Source organism: Cupriavidus sp. DF5525 (assembly GCF_040149425.2).
Taxonomy (GTDB): domain Bacteria; phylum Pseudomonadota; class Gammaproteobacteria; order Burkholderiales; family Burkholderiaceae; genus Cupriavidus; species Cupriavidus pickettii_A.
In genome coordinates, this window is sequence record NZ_CP168266.1 from 2,768,407 (window position 1) to 2,785,814 (window position 17,408).

A 17,408-nucleotide genomic window follows, 5' to 3' on the forward strand; every position below is an offset into this window, starting at 1 on the left:
GCTTGCGGCAATGCCTATCCGTTCGCGCCGCCCGCCGGGGAAACGGCTGCGTATTTTTCGCGAAGCAGGCGCTTGTTGATCTTGCCGACGCTGGTTTTCTCGATGGCCTCCACGAACAGCACGTGGTCCGGCACCGCGTACCGCGAGATCGCGCCGCGGCGCACATATTCGTGCAGGTGCGTGCGGATCGCGGCGGCGTCGGCGGCCTGCCCGGGCCGCAGCACGATCACGGGCAGCGGCCGTTCGCCCCAGCGCGCGTCCTTGATGCCGATCACGGCCACTTCGCTGACCGCGGCGTGGCGCGAGATCAGGTCTTCCAGCTCCAGCGACGAGACCCATTCGCCGCCGCTCTTGATCACGTCCTTGATGCGGTCGGTGACCTGGAGGTAGCCGTCGCTGTCGATGGCGCCGATATCGCCGGTATGGAGATAGTCGCCAGCCCACAGGTGCTCGGATTCGGCGGCATTGCCGAGATAGCCCTGGGTCAGCCAGGGTGCGCGCACCACGATCTCGCCTGTGGCCTTGCCGTCGTGCGCGATGTCGCGCATCTCGTCGTCGACGATGCGCAGGTCCACCAGCGGGATCGGCAACCCGGTCCTGGTGCGGATGTCCAGCGCGGCTTCGGCATCGGCAAGCAACGGCGTCTTGACCTGCGCCAGCGTGAGGATGGGACAGGTCTCGGACATGCCGTAGCCGGTAAAGACGTCGATGCCGCGCGCCAGCGCCGCCTGCGCCAGCCCGCGCGGCAGCGCCGAGCCGCCGACGATGATCTTCAGGCGGCTCAGGTCCGTGTGCGCGCAATCGGGATGCGACAGCAGCATATGCAGCAGCGTGGGTACGCCATGCGAGAAGGTCACGCCCTCGCGCGCGATCAGCGCGAGCAGATGGTCGGCGGCATAGCGGCCCGGATATACCTGGCGCAGGCCGAGCGCGGTTGCCACGAAAGGCATCCCCCATGCATGCACATGGAACATCGGCGTGAGCGGCATGTAGACATCGTCCCGGTGCACCCGGCCTTGCACCGGGGCGCTGGTCAGCGCCGTCATGGTCGCCAGCGTGTGCAGCACGATCTGCCGGTGGCTGAAGTAGACCCCCTTGGGCAAGCCGGTGGTGCCGGTGGTGTAGAAGGTCGTGGCGCGCGCGTTCTCGTCGAAGTCCGCAAACGCATAGTCAGGCGGTGACGAGGCCAGCATCGCTTCATACCCGGCAAGGAAGCCGTCGGGCAGCGGCGCGCTGTCCATGCCGAAACTGCTGTCGCAGGCCAGGACATAGCACTCGATGGTGCCCAGCTGGTCGCGGATGGCATCGATCACCGGCAGGAAGTCGGCATGGACGATCAGCAGCCTGGCGCCTGCGTGGTTCAGCGTGTAGGCGATCTGCTCGGGCGACAGGCGCACATTCACGGTCATCAGCACGGCGCGCATCATGGGGATGGCGAAGTAGCCCTCCAGGTAGCGATGGCTGTCCCAGTCCATCACCGCGACGGTGTCGCCGGGCCGGATGCCGAGCGTGTGCAGGCCGCTGGCCAGCTGGCCGATGCGATGGCGCAAGTTCCAGTAGCTGAGCCTGGCCTGGTCGCGATAGACGATCTCCTGCTCCGGATTGACCGCCAGCGGTGTATGCAGGAGCTGCTTGATCAGAAGCGGGTAGGCGTACGCCGACGGCGTTCGCGGGATGGGGGTTGGCTGTGACACGGAGCCTCCTGGTTCGCGGTGGCGGCGGCCCGGGGCAGCGCGGCCAGCGTGGGTGCGCGCCATCCGCGGGAATGCCGGATGGCTGGCAGCGTAAGCGCGCGCAGGCCGCAATCCAGCCCCCCGATCGGGGAGTCCCGCGGCTTCGGGTGGGTGGCCAGGCGGGGGGCGGGAGGACGAAGCTGGGGCCTCCCCGATTGGGGGGCTGGCGTTGCCGGGGTTGTCGCCTACGCTGTGCGCTCCACTGACGGTGCCCAACGACGAAGGAGACGACGCCATGGATTCCTCCCCCTATTTCCGACCCGTGTTCCCTGACCTGGCAGGCAAGGTGGCATTGGTCACCGGCGCGTTCGGCGGTCTCGGCCGCCACTTTGCGCTGACACTGGCCGGCGCGGGGTGCAGCGTGGCGCTCGCGGGCAGGCGTGACGCCGACGGCGAGCCGTTGCTGGAAGAGATCCGCGCCGCCGGCGGGACGGGGTGCGTCGTGAAGCTCGACGTGCGCGATGCCGCCTCGGTGTCGGACGCCTTCACGCAAGCGCGCGAGGCGCTCGGCACCGTGGAGATCGTCATCAACAGCGCCGGCATCGCCACGACGGAAGCAGCGCTTGCGACGACCGAGGCGGACTGGGCCAGTGTCATCGACACCAACCTGAGCGGCGCCTGGCGGGTCGCCCAACGCGCGGCGCGGCACATGCGCGAGGCCGGCCGGCAGGGCAGCATCGTCAACATTGCCTCGATCCTCGGCCTGCGCGTGGCCCAGCAGGTGCCGGCGTACACCGCAGCCAAGGCCGGGCTGATCCACCTGACGCGCTCGCTGGCGCTGGAATGGGCGCGCCATGGCATCCGTGTGAACGCGCTGGCGCCGGGCTATTTCGAAACCGGGATCAACCGCGCCTACTTCGAAACCGAAAGCGGGCAGGCCATGATCCGGCGCATTCCGCAACGGCGCCTGGGGCATCCGTCGCAACTGGACGGTGCGCTGATGCTATTGGCATCTGACGCCGGCAGCTACATCACCGGCGCGGTGCTGCCGGTGGATGGCGGGCACCTGGTGGGCTCGCTCTGATACACGCTCTGACATACGTATTCGCGATGAACGAAACGCATCACTACGACTGGGACGCGCTGGCCAGGTCGCTGCGCGCGCACGGGCTGATCGACCAGCCGCAGGTGTCCGTGTCCCGCCTTGCGGGCGGGCAATCCAATCCGACTTTCCTGGTGGCATCCGACGAACGCCGCTATGTGCTGCGCACCAGGCCGCCTGGCCGGGTCCATGCCAACGCCCATGCCATCGACCGCGAGTACCGCGTGATGCAGGCACTACGCGACAGCGGCGTGCCGGTCCCGGCCGTGTACCTCTACAGCGAAGACCGCTCGGTCACCGGCAGCCCGTTCTATGTGATGGCGTACCTGGAGGGCAGGGTGCTGCTCGACCAGTCGCTGCCAGGCATGCCGCCCGCGCAGCGCAGCGCCATCTACGCGGAGATGAACCGCGTGCTGGCCGCGCTGCACCGTGTCGACTTCCGGCAGGCGGGGCTGGCCGACTACAGCCGCACCGGCAACTACCTCGAACGCCAGATCGCCGGCTGGAGCCGCCAGTGCCGCGAACTGCCGGTTGCGGAGTGCCAGGCCATGCAGTCGCTGATGAACTGGTTGCCAAAGAACATCCCCGCCACAGAAGGCACGTGCATCGTCCATGGCGACTTCCGGCTGGATAACGTGGTTTTCCACCCCAGCGAACCCAGGATCATCGGCGTGCTGGACTGGGAGCTGTCGGCCCTTGGCGATCCGCTGGTCGATTTCGCGTATCACTGCCTGAGCTGGCATATCCCGCCGTCGCTGTGGCGCGGGATCGCCGGACTGGATCTCGATGGTCTCGGCATCCCGGCAGAGGCAAGCTATATGCAGTGGTACTGCGTTGCGACCGACAGGCAGGGCATCGGGCATTGGGACTTCTATCTCGCCTACAACCTGTTCCGCCTGGCCGCCATCCTGTTCGGCATCGCGCAGCGTGCGCGGCAGGGCAATGCGGCCGCTGCCGATGCGGTGGAAACGGGACAGAAGGCCAGGCCGATGGCCGAGCTGGCGTGGCACTACGCGATGCGGCACGAGGCCGCGCGGCGGGTGCAGGGCTGATGGCCCCGCCGCTACTCATACAAGTGAAAGGCGCTGAAATCCCGTAGCCGGTATCCAGCCTTGGCGAGCTTGTCTAACTCCTCCTGGTAGCTGTCGCTCAGCATGTTGTGGCGCGCCTGCCAGACCGGACCGTCCGTCTTCTCCCAGATGGCCGCATAGCGGCCGCTGTCGCCGGCCTTCCAGCTGCTCAGGTGCACCAGCCGGTAGCCCTGCTGGCCGAGCTCGTTGAAGGCCTGCTGGTACTGCGCCGAGCTCATGCCGTAGCGCGCGGCGAAAGGCGGACTGGCACGCTTCTCGAAGATGGCGGCGTAAAGGTCCTGGCCGTTGACGTTGTAGCCGCTCACGCGCACGGGGCCGAAGCCGTCCCGCACCGCGCGGTCGATCTCGGCCTGGTAGGCCGCCGCGGTAATGCCGTGGAAGGCGCGGAACTCGGGGCCCTGCACCTTTTCGAAAATGACCGCGTAGCGGTCGATGCCGCCGCTGGTGAAGCCGGCCACGTCGACCGGCCGGTAGCCGGCCTGGACCCAGCGGTCGAGCTCGCGCTGGTACTCTGCGCGCGTGAGGCCCTGGCGCGCGACAAAGGCCGGGCCCTCCCGCTGCTCGAAGAGCGCAGCGTAGGTCGGCCTGCCATTGACGCCATACCCGCGCACGACAACCGGCCGGAAACCACGCGCCACCAGGCTCTCGAACTCCTGCTGATACTGCTGCGCGCTCAGCCCATTCCGCGCCTCCCAGGCGGGTCCGGAAGACTTGTCCCACACTGCTGCAAAGATGGTGAGCTCGGGATTGGTGCGCAATGCCGAGCGCGATGATGCGGTATTGCTGCGGCAGCAAAACACCTTGCTGCCGGTCACGCACGCGGCACCGCTGAAGCTGCCCGCGGGCGGCGTGCGCCGCTGCTCGCCGGCGCCGCAACTGCCGTCGCAAGAGGGCGCGGTGCCATCCCAGCGGCATTCGCTGCCCTGGGTCGCGGGGCAGCACAGCGCCTTGCTGCCGGTCGAGCAGGCTTCGCCGAAGTCCGTATTCTGGATGCCGGGAAACGCGTCCTGCCAGTGATCCGGCGATGAGCTGAGACGCATGGTCTCCGACTCGCCGTCGCGGCAGGAGCCGCTGCAGAAGGGCGCGGTACCGTCCCAGCGGCACGTCTGCGCCAGCGCCAGGGAGGCTGCCGTGGCGGCAAGCAGGGCGACGAGCGCCGCGATGAAGGGCTTGAACATGCGAGCCTCCCTCCGGAAAGCCGGCGCGCAAGCGGTGGGTCCGCTGGCCGAATGCAGTGCCCTTGCGCGCATAGGGCGTGCGCTACGGGCAAGTTTAGGCAGGCGTGGCGGGCCAGCGGAAAGAGTTTCTAAGGACGGATCTGTGCGGCAAGCAAGACGTAACAGCGCTGATACCGCCTCATGCGCCACAAAGTCCAAAGGATTTTGCGCCCGATCAAGTTACGGTGTGGATCACTGCCTACAGTGAAGGCGGCGGCAGCCGGCCAGTCCGGGGTCGCCATTGCCGTCCGGTCTCGTCCAGGCGCCTGCCCGCCTGAGATCCGCAGGATCGATGCCATCGTGCCCGCGATGACATCGACGATGACCTCCGCCGTGGACAGACAGGTCGAGGTGCGCGCCCGTGTTGACTACTTCCATCGATCCGCATGCCGCCGAAGAGCGACCCCGCCTGCTCGATACCGTCGACCGGGTCTCCGAGATGTGCTTCGGCCTGTTCATGGCGCTGACCTTCGTGGGGGCGGTATCGGCTGTGGCGGCCCCAGCAGATGCCGGCCGCGTCATGTTCCAAACGGCCCTCGGCTGCAACCTGGCCTGGGGGCTTGTCGACGCGGTGATGTACCTGGTCCGGACCCTGACCGAGCGGGGGCGCAAGCTGTCGCTGGTCAAGGCGGTGCGCGCAAGCGACCCGTCCGATGGCATCGCACGCCTGCGCGAAGCGCTTTCGCCGGCCTTGCGGACGCTGGTCGCCGACACGGAGCTGGAGGCAATGCGCAGCCGTATCGCCAGGTCGACCGACTGGCCCGAGAAGCCCGCGCTGCGCGGCCAGGACTTTCTCGCGGCAGCGGCGATCTTCGGGATTGTCGTGCTCGCGACGTTCCCGGTTGCGCTTCCCTTTATCCTCATTCACGAGGTCCCGGCGGCGCTGCTGGTATCGCGGGTCCTGACCATCGTGATGTTGTTCGGCGCCGGCATTGCCCTCGGGCGCCACGCCGGCTTCGGCGGCTGGATAGCAGGCGTGGCCATGACGGTGCTGGGCATCGCGCTGACAGTGGCCATCATCCTGCTGGGAGGCTGAGCATGTGGGCCGCGCGGCTGGCCGCGCCCTGCCTGCTGCTGGCCGCGGCAACCGCGCCGCTGGATGCGCGCGCAGCCGAACAAAGCGAAGCCCAGCCACCGGCGGCGGAAGCGCCCGCCTGGAGCGGCTCGCTCGCAGCCTACCTCAACCTGCCGCGCGGCAATGAGGCCTATGTCACCGGCATCGCCATCGCCAATCGCGGCGCCTTGCACCTGGAAGCCCGCAGCAACTACGAAGGCATGGACGCGTACTCGTTCTTCGTCGGGTACAACCTCGGTGTCGGCGAAGCCGTGCGCCTGGACTTCACGCCGATCCTGGGGTTTGTCACGGGCAGCACGCACAGCGTGGTGGGCGGCTTCGAGGCCACGTTGACCGGCCGGTATGCGGATGCCTATATCGAGTTCGAGTACGTGCCGGACGCCCAGCCGTCCGGCTACGCCTACGCCTGGAGCGAGCTGGCGTTCCGCCCGGTCGAATGGTTCCGCATCGGCCTTGCCGCCCAGCGCACGCGCGTGCATGACAACGGCCGCAACCTGCAACGCGGCGTGTTTGCGCAGGTGAAGGGCAAGCACGTCGCCGCCGCGGTGTACTGGTTCAACCCGGCGTCGCATGAGCAGGTCACCGTGATTTCCGTGGCGATCAGCTTCTGACGGGGGCTAAGGATTCCCCTTGGCCATGCGCATCGGATCGACCAGCCGGTCGAATTCCTCCCCGCTCAGCAATCCCAGTTCAAGCGCTGCCGCGCGCGGCGCAATGCCGCGGCTGACGGCGGTATTCGTGATCTGCGCGGCGCGATCGTACCCCAGCACGGAATTGAGCGCCGTCACGGCGAGCAGGGGGTTCTCCAGGTTTCGCGCAAGCTTCTCACGGTTCGGCGCAAGCCCCCGGACCAGCCGTTGCGCAAACATGCGGGCGCTGTCCGCCAGCACGCGAATCGACTGCAGCACGTTGTAGATCAGTACCGGCTTGGCGACGTTGAGCTCGAAGCTGCCGGAGGCGCCGGCCATGGTGACCGTCATGTGGTTGCCGCACACCTGCATGGCCGCCTGGACCACGACCTCCGCCACAGTCGGATTGCGCTTGCCCGGCATGATGGATGAGGTCAGGCCATCCTCGGGGATCAGCAGCTCGCCCAGGCCGCAGTTCGGGCCCGATCCGAGCCAGCGCAGGTCGTTGGCGATCTTCGTGAACGACACCGCGATCACGTTGAGCACGCCCGACAGCTCGACCAGTGCATCGTGGGCCGCCATGCCTTCGACCTTGCACGGGTTCGGCCGGAACGCCAGGCCGCTCAGCTGGCTGGCCTCTTCGCAGAATGCCGCGGCAAAACCGGGCGGGGCGTTCAGGCCCGTGCCGGCGGCGGTGCCGCCTTGCGGCAGCACCAGCAGGCGCGGCATGGTGCCGTGCAGGCGTTCGAGCGCATTGTCGAGCTGCGCGGTGAAGCCTTCGAACGCCATCCCCATTGTCATCGGCACGGCATCCATCAAATGCGTGCGCGCGATCTTCAGCACATCGGCAAAGGCATCGGCACGCTCGCGCAGGCTGTCGCGCAGCAGCACCAGGGCAGGGATCAGCCTGTCCTTTAGCTCGAGCGCCGCGGTCATATGCATGACCGTGGGAAAGCTGTCGTTGGAAGACTGCGAGGCGTTCACATGGTCGTTCGGATGGACCGGCGATTTCGTGCCGAGCGGCTGGCCCAGGCACTCGTTGGCCCGGTTCGCGATCACCTCGTTCGCATTCATGTTGGTCTGCGTGCCGGACCCCGTTTGCCAGATGGTGAGCGGGAAGTGCTGGTCGAACTTGCCGCTGCGCAGCTCCGCTGCAGCGGCGACGATCATCTCGCCCAGGCCCGGATCCAGCACGCCACAGCGCATGTTCGCCTGCGCCGCCGCCATCTTGTGCAGGCCGAACGCATGGATCAGGCACGCCGGGAAGCGCTCCTCACCCACCTCGAAGATGGCCAGGGCGCGCTGCGTCTGCGCCCCCCAGTAGCGGTCGGCCCGGATATCGACCGGGCCGAAGGCATCATGCTCGACGCGAAACGCTGTCATGGCGCTCAGTCCAGCGAGATGTTGGCCTTGGCCGCCACGGTCTTCCAGCGTTCGACTTCCGCAGCCGTGTGCTTGCCCAGCGCGCTGGCCGTGTAGCGCTCGGGCGGCAGCATCTGGATCGCCTGTGCCGACATCTTCGCGGTGAACGCCTTGTCGGTCATGACCTTCAGATAGGCCTGCTGCATCTTGTCGATGACCGCTTGCGGCGTCCCCTTCGGTGCGTAGATGCCGTACCAGGTGCTGGCCTCGAATCCCGGCACCACGGTTTCCGCCAGCGTCGGCACGTCCTTGAGTTGCGCCACCCTGGCTGCGGAGGTCACCGCCAGCGGCCGGACCTTGGATTCCGTGATCTGCGGCAGCGCGGTATTGGTCTGGTCGAACATGCCGTCGACCTGTCCGCCGATCACGTCGATCAGTGCCGGGCCCGCGCCCTTGTACGGCACCAGCGAGACCTTGATGCCGGCCGACGCGGCGAACAGCGCCGCCACCAGGTGCGAGGTCGAGCCCACCCCGGCATTGCTGATAAACAGCTTGCCGGGGTTCTTCTTGCCCATTTCGACCAGCTCGCGCACATCCTTGGCCGGGTGGTCCTTGCGGACCATCAGCACCATCGGCGTATCGGGAAAGCGGAACACCGGCGCGAAATCCTTGACCGGGTCATAGGGCAGCTTCTTGTACAGCGCGGGCGCGGCGCCCATGTAGCCCATGTGCCCGACCAGCATGGTGTAGCCGTCGGCCTGCGCTCGCGCTGCCTTGGCGGCGCCGACCGTACCGCCGGCGCCCGGCGAGTTGTCGATGATGATCGACTGGCCGACCTCGCGCGAGACGCGGTCGGCAATGGTCCGCGCCAGCGCGTCGGTCGGTCCGCCGGCGGCGAACGGCACGATCCAGGTGATGGGCTTGGCGGGATACGACTGCGCGAAGGCCGGCATGGCCGCGGCCAGTGCGGCGGCGGTGATGGCGGCGCTGGCGGCGAAGGTGCGGATGCGATTCATGAAGGGTGTCTCCTGCTTATGGTGTCTGTGGTGTGTTTCAGGTTGCGATGCCGGCCTCAGGCTGCGGATTGCCTGGACAGGGCGACGGCGCGGTCGACCATCTGGGGCGCGAGGCCCAGGTAGTTCGCCGGATCGGTCATGCGATCGATGGCGGCGCGGTCGAAATGGCGGGTGACTTCGGGCAGCGCGGCCAGGGCATCGGCCAGCGTGCCGCCGCGCTCGTTGACGGTGCGGCAGGCGTCATAGACCACGTCGTGCGCCTGCTGCCGGCCGATGTGGGGCGCCATGCCCATCATCACGGCCTCGGCCACGATCAGGCCGTTGGTGATGCCGAGGTTGTGCTTCATGCGGGCTTCATCGACGATCAGGCCGCCCAGCGCAAACTTGGCCTGGTGCAGCGCGCCGGCGCTCAGGATGAAGCTCTCCGGGATGGCGATCCATTCTGCGTGCCACGGGCCGGTGGCGCGCTCGAAGTCCTGCACCATGGCATCGACCATCAGCCCCGCGTGCTGGCGCACGGCCTTGGAGGCCGCCAGCATCAGCTCGCTGGAAATCGGGTTGCGCTTTTGCGGCATGGTGCTGCTGGCGCCGCGGCCCTTGACGAAGGGTTCATAGACTTCGGCGAACTCGGTCGACGCCATGATCATGATGTCGAGCGCGATCTTGCCGAGCGAGCCGGTGATGAGCGCGAGCAGGTTCACCGCTTCGGCAAAGCCGTCGCGCGCCACATGCCAGGTCGTCGCGGGCACGCCGAGGCCGAGTTCATCGGCCAGCGCCTCCTGCACTGCGAAGCCCTGGTCGCCCAGCGAGGCCAGCGTGCCGGCCGCACCGGCGAACTCGACCACCGCCACGCGGGGACGCAGTTCGGCCAGGCGCTGCTGGTGGCGGTCGAACATCGCCAGCCAGATCGCGACCTTGTAGCCGAAGGTGACGGGCAGTGCTTGCTGCAGGTGGGTGCGGCCCGCCATGGGCGTATTGCGATGCTTCACGGCGAGGTCGGCCAGGATGCCGCGCAGCTCGCGGATATCCGCATCGATGCTGTCGAGCGCGTCGCGCACCTGCAGCGCGACGGCGGTGTCCATGATGTCCTGGGTGGTAGCGCCCCAGTGCACATAGCGCCCGGCGTCCCCGCACATCGACACGAGCTGGTGCACCAGCGGCAGGATCGGGTAGCCGACGATGTCGGTTTCCTCGCGCATATGGTCGAAGTCGATCCGCTCGATGCGGGATTCGCGGGCGATGGTCTCGGCCGCTTCCGGGGGGATCACGCCGGCCTTGGCCTCGGCCCGGGCAAGTCCGACCTCGACGTCGATATACCGCTGGACCAGCGCGATATCGGAGAAAATCTCGCGCATCTTGCTGGTGCCGAATGCGTCGCGGAAGAGGATGGAGTCGACGACAGTGCTGGCCGCCGCGGTAGTGAACATGGACATGGTGCTACCTTGGAGAGGTGAGAGGTGCGTTAATATGTTCGAACATATCGGTATGTAGCCATTAAATATGTTCGAACATATTTAGGAAATGATGGTTAACCCGTGTTCGCGTTTTGTGACGCGGCAGGCATTCATGAACAAGACCAATTCAGCAGACATCAGCAGGCAGCTCATCGAGGGCATCACCAGCGGTCGCTTTGCGGTCGGCTCGCTGCTGCCGACGGAATTCGAGCTGTGCGAGCAGTACCAGGCCAGCCGCTACACCATCCGCGCGGTGCTGCAGGAGTTGCAGCAGCTGGGGCTGGTGTCGCGGCGCAAGAACGTGGGCACGCGGGTGGAGTCGGCCAGGCCCAGGCCGGTATTCCGGCCCTCGCTGGCGTCAGTGGACGACCTGGTGCAGTTCGGCGCGGAGCACCTGCGGGTGGTGCAGTCGGTGGAGGAGATCGCTGTGCCGGCCGACGTCGCGGCGGAGATCGGATGCGAGCCCGGCGTGCGCTGGCTGCGCATCTCCAGCCTGCGCATGGATGGCGGCAAGGACGGCCCGCCGATGGCGTGGACCGATGTGTATGTGGATCCGGCCTATGCGGAGATCGGCGACATGGTGCGCGCGTCGCCGGACACGCTGGTCAGCGCGCTGATCGAGTCGCGCTACGACCGGCAGATTGCGGAGATCTACCAGGATGTGCGCGCCTTTGCCGTCAAGGACGGACGCATTGCTGACGCGCTCAGGCTGGAGGCGGGCGCCGCTGCGCTGAAGATTGTGCGGCGCTATATGGACGCGGCTGGCGAGACCTTCGAGGTCTCGGTCACCGTGCATCCGGCGGATAGTTTCTCGGTGTCGATGCGGATGCAGCGCTCGGCGGGGTGAGGGCCCTTGTCACGCTGACGGAGGTGCAGGCATCGGCTTAGCCGCCGTGGGACGCCTCGCCAAAATCGAGCAACACCTTGCAGCTCTGCTGCGGATGGCGTTCAGCCAGGTCGAAGGCGGCGGCGACGTCGCGGAAGTCGAACTGGTGCGTGACGATGTGGCCGGGATTCACCAGGCCGCGCGTGATCCAGTCGATCACGGTGGGGAAGTGGCTGCTGTCGCCGACGCTGATGGAACTGGGCAATGCCAACCTGGTGATCTTCTTCCTGCTGATGCTCGTCACCTGCGTCGTCATCGGCGTGCCCATCGCCTTCGCTTTCGGGCTGGCGACCTTGTCATACCTGGCGCTGTCCACCGCCACGCCGCTGTCCATCATCCCGAACCGCATGCAGGACGGGATGTCCCACCTGATCCTGCTGGCGGTGCCTTTGTTTGTCTTCCTGGGCGGGCTGATCGAGATGACCGGTCTTGCGCGGGCGATGATCAGCTTCCTCGTCACGCTGATCGGCCACGTGCGCGGCGGCCTGCAGCATGTACTGCTGGGCGCGATGTATATCGTCTCCGGCATCTCCGGCGCCAAGGCCGCCGACATGGCTGCAGTGGCCCCGGCGCTGTTTCCGGAGATGAGGAAGCGCGGTGCCAGGGACGGCGACCTGATCGGCTTGCTATCGGCATCGGGGGCCATGTCAGAAACTATTCCGCCAAGCATTGTGCTGATCACGGTCGGGTCGGTGACCGGCGTGTCGATCACGTCGTTGTTTATCGGCGGCCTGATGCCGGCTGTGGTCGGGCTGGTCATGATGGCCTTCGTGGTCTGGTCCCAGACGCGCAGGGAGGACATGAGCGCTGCCGTACGTGCGCCACGGCGGGAAATCCTCAGGTCCCTGCTGGTTGCGCTGCCCGCGCTGGCGCTGCCGGTCATTATCCGCAGCGCGGTCGTGGAGGGCATGGCCACGGCAACCGAGGTATCGACCATCGGTATCTTCTATACCGTGCTGGCGGGCGTCGTGGTCTATCGGCAGTTCGACTGGCGCCGGATCTACCCGATGCTGCTTGATACGGCGGCGCTGTCGGGTGCGATCCTGCTGATTGTCGGCTGCGCCACCACCATGGCGTGGGCGCTGACGCAATCAGGTTTGCCGAGGACCTGGTCGGCATCATGTCCGCCGTGCCAGGCGGCAAGATCGGCTTCTTGCTCGTTTCTGCGCTGGCCTTTGTCATCCTGGGCAGCCTGCTGGAGGGCATCCCCGCGATCGTGCTGTTCGGGCCCTTGCTGTTCCCGATTGCGAAGCTGGTCGGCGTGCATGAGGTGCACTACGCGATGGTGGTGATCTTCGCGATGGGGCTGGGTTTGTTCGCGCCGCCTTTTGGCGTGGGGTTCTATGCGGCCTGTGCGATCGGACGGGTTTCACCCGATGTGGCGATGCCGCGGGTCTGGCCGCATATGGCGGCGCTGTTTATCGCGCTGTTGCTGTTGCTGTTGACGTTGGTGCCTTGGTTCTCCATCGGCTTCCTGTGACCAGCGCTGCGCGGTGCGTAGTCCAAAGCTGACAAGCCGCCTTCCGGTGGCTTGTCCTCCTGTCAGTGCGTTTCACCCGCCAGATCAATCCGGCTTGATCCCCGCCCGCGCGATGATCGGCTTCCATCGCTGCTGTTCCTGCGCGATAAACTTCGCGAACTCCGCGGGCGTATTGCCGATGACAATGGCCGCGTCCCCGCTCAGGCGCTCGACCGACGTGGGGCTCTTCACTGCCTTGATGGTCGCATCGGCCAGCTTGTCCGCGGCAGCCTGCGGCAGCGACGCGGGTGCGAGCAGCCCGTACCATTGCGTCATCTCGAAATTGGCATAGCCCTGCTCCGCCACGGTGGGCACGTCCGGCAGCTGCGGGATGCGTTGGGTCGTGCCCGTGGCGATGCAACGCACCTTGCCCGCCTTGATGAACTGGAGGATCGCCGGCGCGCCCACTGCTGCGGCATCCAGCCGGCCCGAGAGCAGGTCGGTGATCTGCGGGCCGCTGCCGCGATACGGCACGTGGGTGATAAAGGTGCCGGTCGCGGCCTTCAGGTATTCGAACGCGAGATGGCCGGCGCTGCCGTTGCCGGCCGAGCCGTAGTTCAGCTTGCCGGGCTTGCTCTTGGCAAGCGCGACGAATTCCTTCAGGTTCTTCGCCGGCACATCGGGATGGACCACATACAGGCTCGGCACCTTGGACAGCAGCGAGATGGGGCGGAAGTCCTTGTTGGGGTCGTACGGCAGCTTGGGGAAGATGAACGGGTTGACCGCCAGCGTGCCGATGTGGCCCAGGATCAGCGTATGGTTGTCTTCGGCGCGCGCGACTTCGCCCATGGCGATATTGCCGGCGGCGCCCGGCTTGTTCTCGACGAACACCGATACGCCGAGCAGCTTGGTCAGCTCCGCCGCGGTGGAACGGGCGACGATTTCCGAGCTGCCGCCCGGTGCAAAGGGCACCACCAGGCGGATCGGCTTGGCCGGCCAGGCCTGCGCGCGGGCCAGCGACGGTGCCAGCGCGCACGCGCCCAGCGCGGCGGAGGCCTTGAGTAAATGGCGGCGAATGGGGTCGATGTCGGTCATGTGAGTCTCCGGAAATATTGGGTCGTTAGCGCGCAGGTCATTTGCGCGGGCCATTAACGCGAGGGAAGGCGGCGGGTCGTTACTCGGGCTTGACGTTGCCGTCCCTGATGACCTTGGCCCATAGCCTGGTCTGTCCGTCGATGAACTGGCGCGCCTGCGCGGGCGGGGCGGCGACCAGCTCGCCACCCAGCTCGGTCACGCGCTGTTTGATCTCCGGGCTGTTCATGACTTTCTGCAAGCCATCGGCAAGCTTGCCGGCGATTGGCTCGGGCGTTGCGGCCGGCAGGAAGGCGGCATTCCACTCGTAGACCTCGTAGCCCGCCACGCCGGCTTCCTGCATCGTTGGCACATCCGGCAGCGCGCTGGTGCGGCTATGGCTGGTCACCGCCAGCGGCTTGAGCTTGCCGGCCTTGATGTGCTGCAGGCTGGAGGCGACGTTGGCAAAGAACAGCGGCACCTGCCCCGCGATGACATCGGTCATGGCCGGGCCGCCGCCCTTGTAGGGCACATGCAGCAGGTCCACGCCCGCGCGCTGCTCGAACAGCACGCCGGCCAGGTGCTGCGCGGAGCCGTTGCCGGACGAGGCGAATGCGACCGAGCCCGGCTTCTGCTTTGCCATCGCCAATACGTCGCTGACCTTGCTGGCGGGGAAGCTTGCGGTGGCGACCAGCACGTTGGGGTAGCGCGCCAGCACGCCCACGGGCGTGAAAGCCTTGCCCGGATCGTAGGGCAGCTTCGGATAGAGGCTCGGGTTCACCGCATAAGACGACGCATCGACCATCAGCGTGTAGCCGTCCGGCGCCGCCTTGGCGACATAGGCCGCGCCAATCTGCCCGCCGGCACCCGGCCGGTTCTCCACGATGACCGACTGGCCCAGCTCACGGCCAAGTCCGGGCGCGATCTGGCGCGCCATCAGGTCGGCGCCGCCACCCGGAGGATAGGTCACCACGATGGTGATCGGGCGCGACGGCCATGCGGCCGCGGGGTCGGCGGCCTGCGCCGGTGCCGGTTGCAGCAGGATGCCTGCGGCGCCAATGGCCGCGGCCATCGCCTTGATGCTTTGCATGAATCTGTCTCCTCGGGTGCGGACTTGTTATCGGATGTCCGCGGTATAGCGAAAGGCGTAGGCATCGCCCCGGGTCAGCCGGTATTCGATGCAGGTTCCACGCAGGTCGAAGGCGTGTCGTGTCACCACCGCGCACGGATGCGCATCCGGCAGTTCGAGCAGCGGGGCCTCGTCCACCGTCAGCGTGCGGAAGGTCACTTCATCCACGGCGCGGTGCACCGTGATCCCGCACTGGCTGCCGAGCAACGGATAAAGCAGGTCGCCCCACTGCCACACAGGCAGTTGCTGCAGCGCCTCGCAGCGCGGCAGCGGCAGCCAGATCGATTCCAGCAGCCGGGGCTTTTCGTCCAGCCAGCGGCGGCGCGAGATCGCCAGGCCGCGTGCGCCGGCGGGCAGCTCGAAGCGCTCGGCCATGGCCTTGTCCAGCCGCACGGAGCGGCACGACAGGATCTCCGAGCGGGGCACGGCAGCCATCGCATCGGCGGCGCCGAAACGGAAGAAGCGCATCAGGCTGCCACCGGTCAGGCCTTTGCGCACGAAGGTGCCCTTGCCCTGCACGCGCTCCAGCAGGCCCTGGTGCACCAGCACGGCAATCGCCTGGCGGATCGTTCCCAGCGCAATGCCAAATTCCTTTGCCAGCAACCCTTCGGCCGGTATCGCCTCGCCCGGCGGCCATTCGCCGGACACGATCCGGGCCTGCAACTCGGCCGCGATCTTGCCGTATCGGCTCACTCCCGCGGTGGCCGCTGTCATCAGGGAAACGTCGTTGTCTCGCATGTCAGGGCGTGGTAAATTGAATGTCGATGTCCTCTAGAGGACTAGAATACTGACGCGGACCCGGATCCCATATCCGTAAATACCCGCGGGGTGCCGAGGGTAGGCCTATGAGGCAGACAGATGAGTAAAAGTGCTTTGCCGGTGGTGGACTGCCACTTCCATGTGTTCGACGCGGGCGGGGCCGCGCCTTCGGCCCGCTATCGCCCCCCCTATGCCGCCGGCCTGCAGGACTGGCACAGCCTCGTTGCCACGCTGGGCGATCCCTGCGGCGTGGTGGTGCAGACCAGCTTTCTCGGCACTGACAATTCCGCATTGCTTGCCGCGCTGCGCGCCATGCCCGCGCGTTTGCGAGGTGTCGCGGTGGTGGATCCGGGCGTGTCCGACGATGCCTTGCGCGAACTGCATGACGCCGGCGTGCGCGGCATCCGGCTGAACCTGTACCGCGATCCCGACTGGCAGCGCATTGCCACCGCACCCTGGCGCGTGCTGTTCGCGCGCATCGCTGCGTTGGGCTGGCATGTCGAACTTCATACCGACAATGGCGACGGCAGCACCGTGCTGGCGCAACTGGATGTCGCACTGGGCGACACCGGCGTACCGGTCGTGATCGACCACTTCGGCAGGCCGGGCGCCGCCGGTATCGACGATCCGGTTTTCAGCGTGGCCGCGGCTGTGCGCGAGCGCCGCCAGGTATGGGTCAAGTTCAGCGCGCCTTACAGGCTGAATGCGCTGCAGGATTGGCGGCAGCTGGCGCGGAAGTGGCTCGATGTCGCGGGTGCCGACAGGCTGCTGTGGGGCAGCGACTGGCCGTGGACCAATCATGAGGCGCCGGCGCGGGCGAAGGAATGCGAAGCCTTGTCGGGGTGGCTGGGCACGCCGTTGCCGGGTATTGCGGAGATGCCGCGCGATGCGTTGGCGGATGCGTTCCGGTGGAGGAATGCGGCGGCGTTGTATGGCTTTGCGATGGAACAGTAGGGTCGCAATCCCACGCCGGGATCGCTCCTATTCTTGATTTCAGCGCAAATATCATTCGCGCATCCAAGGCTGTTTCGCAAGGCGTGTCCTGCCCAGAATGCCTCCTGTTTGCTCGACCAGAACAGGAGATTCCCAATGAAGCCCTTCGCAGCATCCAGGCCGCCCTTCGCCGGCCGCAGCTACCGCGTCGACTACGAGGGCTTGTCCGCCCACAACATCTATGCCGAGGATGGCCGCTCGTTGCGCTACGCCATCGTCTCAGGCCCCTACGCGGGCGCAAGTGGCGAGGCCGCGTGCGAATGGCGCCAGGTTGCAGAAGGGATCTACGTGATCTCGTGGCAGGAGGCCAACGGCGCCACGGTGGTCCATGTCGACGACTTTGCGCGTGGGCAATCGCAGGCGTTCTTTACCACGCCGGACCTGCAGTTCGTGCGCATGCAGGGGCCGCTGGTGCCGCTGCAGGAGGGCGAGCCCGCTGCTGGCTGAGGCGTTGGCAAAGAGGGGCCCACACCGCCGTGGCCGCGTCGGGCC

Annotated in this window: 16 protein-coding genes and 1 pseudogene; 8 read left to right on the forward strand and 9 right to left on the reverse strand. The window is 67.0% G+C overall.

Going from position 1 to position 17,408, the window contains the following annotated elements; all coding sequences use genetic code 11:
• Positions 1 to 14 precede the first annotated feature (14 nt).
• Positions 15 to 1,694, reverse strand: a complete 1,680-nt coding sequence (locus tag ABNX08_RS33860; protein ID WP_022537558.1) for a fatty acid--CoA ligase — start codon at positions 1,692 to 1,694, stop codon at positions 15 to 17.
• Positions 1,695 to 1,968: 274 nt separating this feature from the next.
• On the opposite strand from ABNX08_RS33860, the gene ABNX08_RS33865 reads away from it, so the two are divergent.
• Positions 1,969 to 2,757, forward strand: a complete 789-nt coding sequence (locus tag ABNX08_RS33865; RefSeq protein ID WP_022537559.1) for an SDR family NAD(P)-dependent oxidoreductase — start codon at positions 1,969 to 1,971, stop codon at positions 2,755 to 2,757.
• A gap of 26 nt (positions 2,758 to 2,783) precedes the next feature.
• The gene (locus ABNX08_RS33870) at positions 2,784 to 3,827 is read left to right on the forward strand and encodes a phosphotransferase (RefSeq protein WP_022537560.1); all 1,044 of its coding nucleotides are present in this window, start codon (positions 2,784 to 2,786) and stop codon (positions 3,825 to 3,827) included.
• Between the two features lie 11 nt (positions 3,828 to 3,838).
• Here ABNX08_RS33870 and ABNX08_RS33875 read toward each other — a convergent pair whose 3' ends face one another.
• Entirely contained in the window at positions 3,839 to 5,044 is a 1,206-nt protein-coding gene (locus ABNX08_RS33875) for a DUF4148 domain-containing protein (RefSeq protein ID WP_022537561.1), read from the reverse strand.
• 400 nt (positions 5,045 to 5,444) lie between these two features.
• Between ABNX08_RS33875 and ABNX08_RS33880 the strand changes: the two genes are divergently transcribed.
• Positions 5,445 to 6,119, forward strand: a complete 675-nt coding sequence (locus ABNX08_RS33880; RefSeq protein ID WP_022537562.1) for a hypothetical protein — start codon at positions 5,445 to 5,447, stop codon at positions 6,117 to 6,119.
• Between the two features lie 2 nt (positions 6,120 to 6,121).
• Positions 6,122 to 6,769: a hypothetical protein gene (locus tag ABNX08_RS33885; RefSeq protein ID WP_022537563.1), complete on the forward strand. Its 648-nt coding sequence runs from the start codon at positions 6,122 to 6,124 to the stop codon at positions 6,767 to 6,769.
• Between the two features lie 6 nt (positions 6,770 to 6,775).
• On the opposite strand, the gene ABNX08_RS33890 is transcribed toward ABNX08_RS33885, so the two are convergent.
• From ABNX08_RS33890 to ABNX08_RS33900, 3 genes are read right to left on the reverse strand one after another with little or no spacing between them, the layout of a single operon-like run.
• Positions 6,776 to 8,170, reverse strand: coding sequence for a lyase family protein (locus ABNX08_RS33890; protein WP_022537564.1), 1,395 nt, complete (start codon positions 8,168 to 8,170; stop codon positions 6,776 to 6,778).
• A 5-nt stretch (positions 8,171 to 8,175) separates the two neighbouring features.
• Complete coding sequence (locus tag ABNX08_RS33895) at positions 8,176 to 9,165, reverse strand: tripartite tricarboxylate transporter substrate binding protein BugD (protein WP_022537565.1); 990 nt, start codon at positions 9,163 to 9,165, stop codon at positions 8,176 to 8,178.
• Positions 9,166 to 9,221: 56 nt separating this feature from the next.
• Positions 9,222 to 10,598: an adenylosuccinate lyase family protein gene (locus ABNX08_RS33900; RefSeq protein ID WP_022537566.1), complete on the reverse strand. Its 1,377-nt coding sequence runs from the start codon at positions 10,596 to 10,598 to the stop codon at positions 9,222 to 9,224.
• A gap of 133 nt (positions 10,599 to 10,731) precedes the next feature.
• On the opposite strand from ABNX08_RS33900, the gene ABNX08_RS33905 reads away from it, so the two are divergent.
• The gene (locus ABNX08_RS33905) at positions 10,732 to 11,466 is read left to right on the forward strand and encodes a GntR family transcriptional regulator (RefSeq protein ID WP_041681916.1); all 735 of its coding nucleotides are present in this window, start codon (positions 10,732 to 10,734) and stop codon (positions 11,464 to 11,466) included.
• 37 nt (positions 11,467 to 11,503) lie between these two features.
• Here the strand turns inward: ABNX08_RS33905 and ABNX08_RS33910 are convergent, their stop codons facing one another.
• Positions 11,504 to 11,710 (reverse strand): hypothetical protein, encoded by a 207-nt coding sequence (locus ABNX08_RS33910; RefSeq protein WP_349605839.1) that lies wholly within the window; start codon positions 11,708 to 11,710, stop codon positions 11,504 to 11,506.
• On the opposite strand from ABNX08_RS33910, the pseudogene ABNX08_RS33915 reads away from it, so the two are divergent.
• Positions 11,673 to 12,985 (forward strand): annotated as a pseudogene (locus ABNX08_RS33915) (TRAP transporter large permease); the annotation flags it as partial. The gene ABNX08_RS33910 and the pseudogene ABNX08_RS33915 overlap by 38 nt on opposite strands.
• A gap of 84 nt (positions 12,986 to 13,069) precedes the next feature.
• Here the strand turns inward: ABNX08_RS33915 and ABNX08_RS33920 are convergent.
• The 3 genes from ABNX08_RS33920 to ABNX08_RS33930 all read right to left on the reverse strand — a co-directional run bounded on the left by ABNX08_RS33920 (position 13,070) and on the right by ABNX08_RS33930 (position 15,902).
• Positions 13,070 to 14,059 carry a tripartite tricarboxylate transporter substrate binding protein gene (locus ABNX08_RS33920; RefSeq protein ID WP_022537570.1) on the reverse strand — a complete coding sequence of 330 codons (990 nt, stop codon included), beginning with the start codon at positions 14,057 to 14,059 and terminating at the stop codon, positions 13,070 to 13,072.
• A gap of 79 nt (positions 14,060 to 14,138) precedes the next feature.
• Positions 14,139 to 15,125, reverse strand: coding sequence for a tripartite tricarboxylate transporter substrate binding protein (locus ABNX08_RS33925; protein WP_022537571.1), 987 nt, complete (start codon positions 15,123 to 15,125; stop codon positions 14,139 to 14,141).
• 27 nt (positions 15,126 to 15,152) lie between these two features.
• Complete coding sequence (locus ABNX08_RS33930; protein ID WP_022537572.1) at positions 15,153 to 15,902, reverse strand: GntR family transcriptional regulator; 750 nt, start codon at positions 15,900 to 15,902, stop codon at positions 15,153 to 15,155.
• A 120-nt stretch (positions 15,903 to 16,022) separates the two neighbouring features.
• Between ABNX08_RS33930 and ABNX08_RS33935 the strand changes: the two genes are divergently transcribed.
• Together ABNX08_RS33935 and ABNX08_RS33940 are read left to right on the forward strand one after the other, a co-directional pair.
• Positions 16,023 to 16,877, forward strand: a complete 855-nt coding sequence (locus ABNX08_RS33935) for an amidohydrolase (RefSeq protein ID WP_022537573.1) — start codon at positions 16,023 to 16,025, stop codon at positions 16,875 to 16,877.
• Positions 16,878 to 17,012: 135 nt separating this feature from the next.
• Positions 17,013 to 17,363, forward strand: coding sequence for a hypothetical protein (locus tag ABNX08_RS33940; RefSeq protein ID WP_022537574.1), 351 nt, complete (start codon positions 17,013 to 17,015; stop codon positions 17,361 to 17,363).
• The last annotated feature ends 45 nt before the right edge of the window (positions 17,364 to 17,408 follow it).

Excerpts from the sequence above, each read along its gene's own strand:
- ABNX08_RS33885 (WP_022537563.1), top strand. The coding sequence starts at position 6,122 with ATGTGGGCCGCGCGGCTGGCCGCGCCCTGCCTGCTGCTGGCCGCGGCA.
- ABNX08_RS33925 (WP_022537571.1), bottom strand. The coding sequence starts at position 15,125 with ATGCAAAGCATCAAGGCGATGGCCGCGGCCATTGGCGCCGCAGGCATC.
- ABNX08_RS33895 (WP_022537565.1), bottom strand. The coding sequence starts at position 9,165 with ATGAATCGCATCCGCACCTTCGCCGCCAGCGCCGCCATCACCGCCGCC.
- ABNX08_RS33875 (WP_022537561.1), bottom strand. The coding sequence starts at position 5,044 with ATGTTCAAGCCCTTCATCGCGGCGCTCGTCGCCCTGCTTGCCGCCACG.
- ABNX08_RS33920 (WP_022537570.1), bottom strand. The coding sequence starts at position 14,059 with ATGACCGACATCGACCCCATTCGCCGCCATTTACTCAAGGCCTCCGCC.
- ABNX08_RS33865 (WP_022537559.1), top strand. The coding sequence starts at position 1,969 with ATGGATTCCTCCCCCTATTTCCGACCCGTGTTCCCTGACCTGGCAGGC.
- ABNX08_RS33890 (WP_022537564.1), bottom strand. The coding sequence starts at position 8,170 with ATGACAGCGTTTCGCGTCGAGCATGATGCCTTCGGCCCGGTCGATATC.
- ABNX08_RS33870 (WP_022537560.1), top strand. The coding sequence starts at position 2,784 with ATGAACGAAACGCATCACTACGACTGGGACGCGCTGGCCAGGTCGCTG.
- ABNX08_RS33940 (WP_022537574.1), top strand. The coding sequence starts at position 17,013 with ATGAAGCCCTTCGCAGCATCCAGGCCGCCCTTCGCCGGCCGCAGCTAC.
- ABNX08_RS33935 (WP_022537573.1), top strand. The coding sequence starts at position 16,023 with ATGAGTAAAAGTGCTTTGCCGGTGGTGGACTGCCACTTCCATGTGTTC.
- ABNX08_RS33900 (WP_022537566.1), bottom strand. The coding sequence starts at position 10,598 with ATGTCCATGTTCACTACCGCGGCGGCCAGCACTGTCGTCGACTCCATC.
- ABNX08_RS33905 (WP_041681916.1), top strand. The coding sequence starts at position 10,732 with ATGAACAAGACCAATTCAGCAGACATCAGCAGGCAGCTCATCGAGGGC.
- ABNX08_RS33930 (WP_022537572.1), bottom strand. The coding sequence starts at position 15,902 with ATGCGAGACAACGACGTTTCCCTGATGACAGCGGCCACCGCGGGAGTG.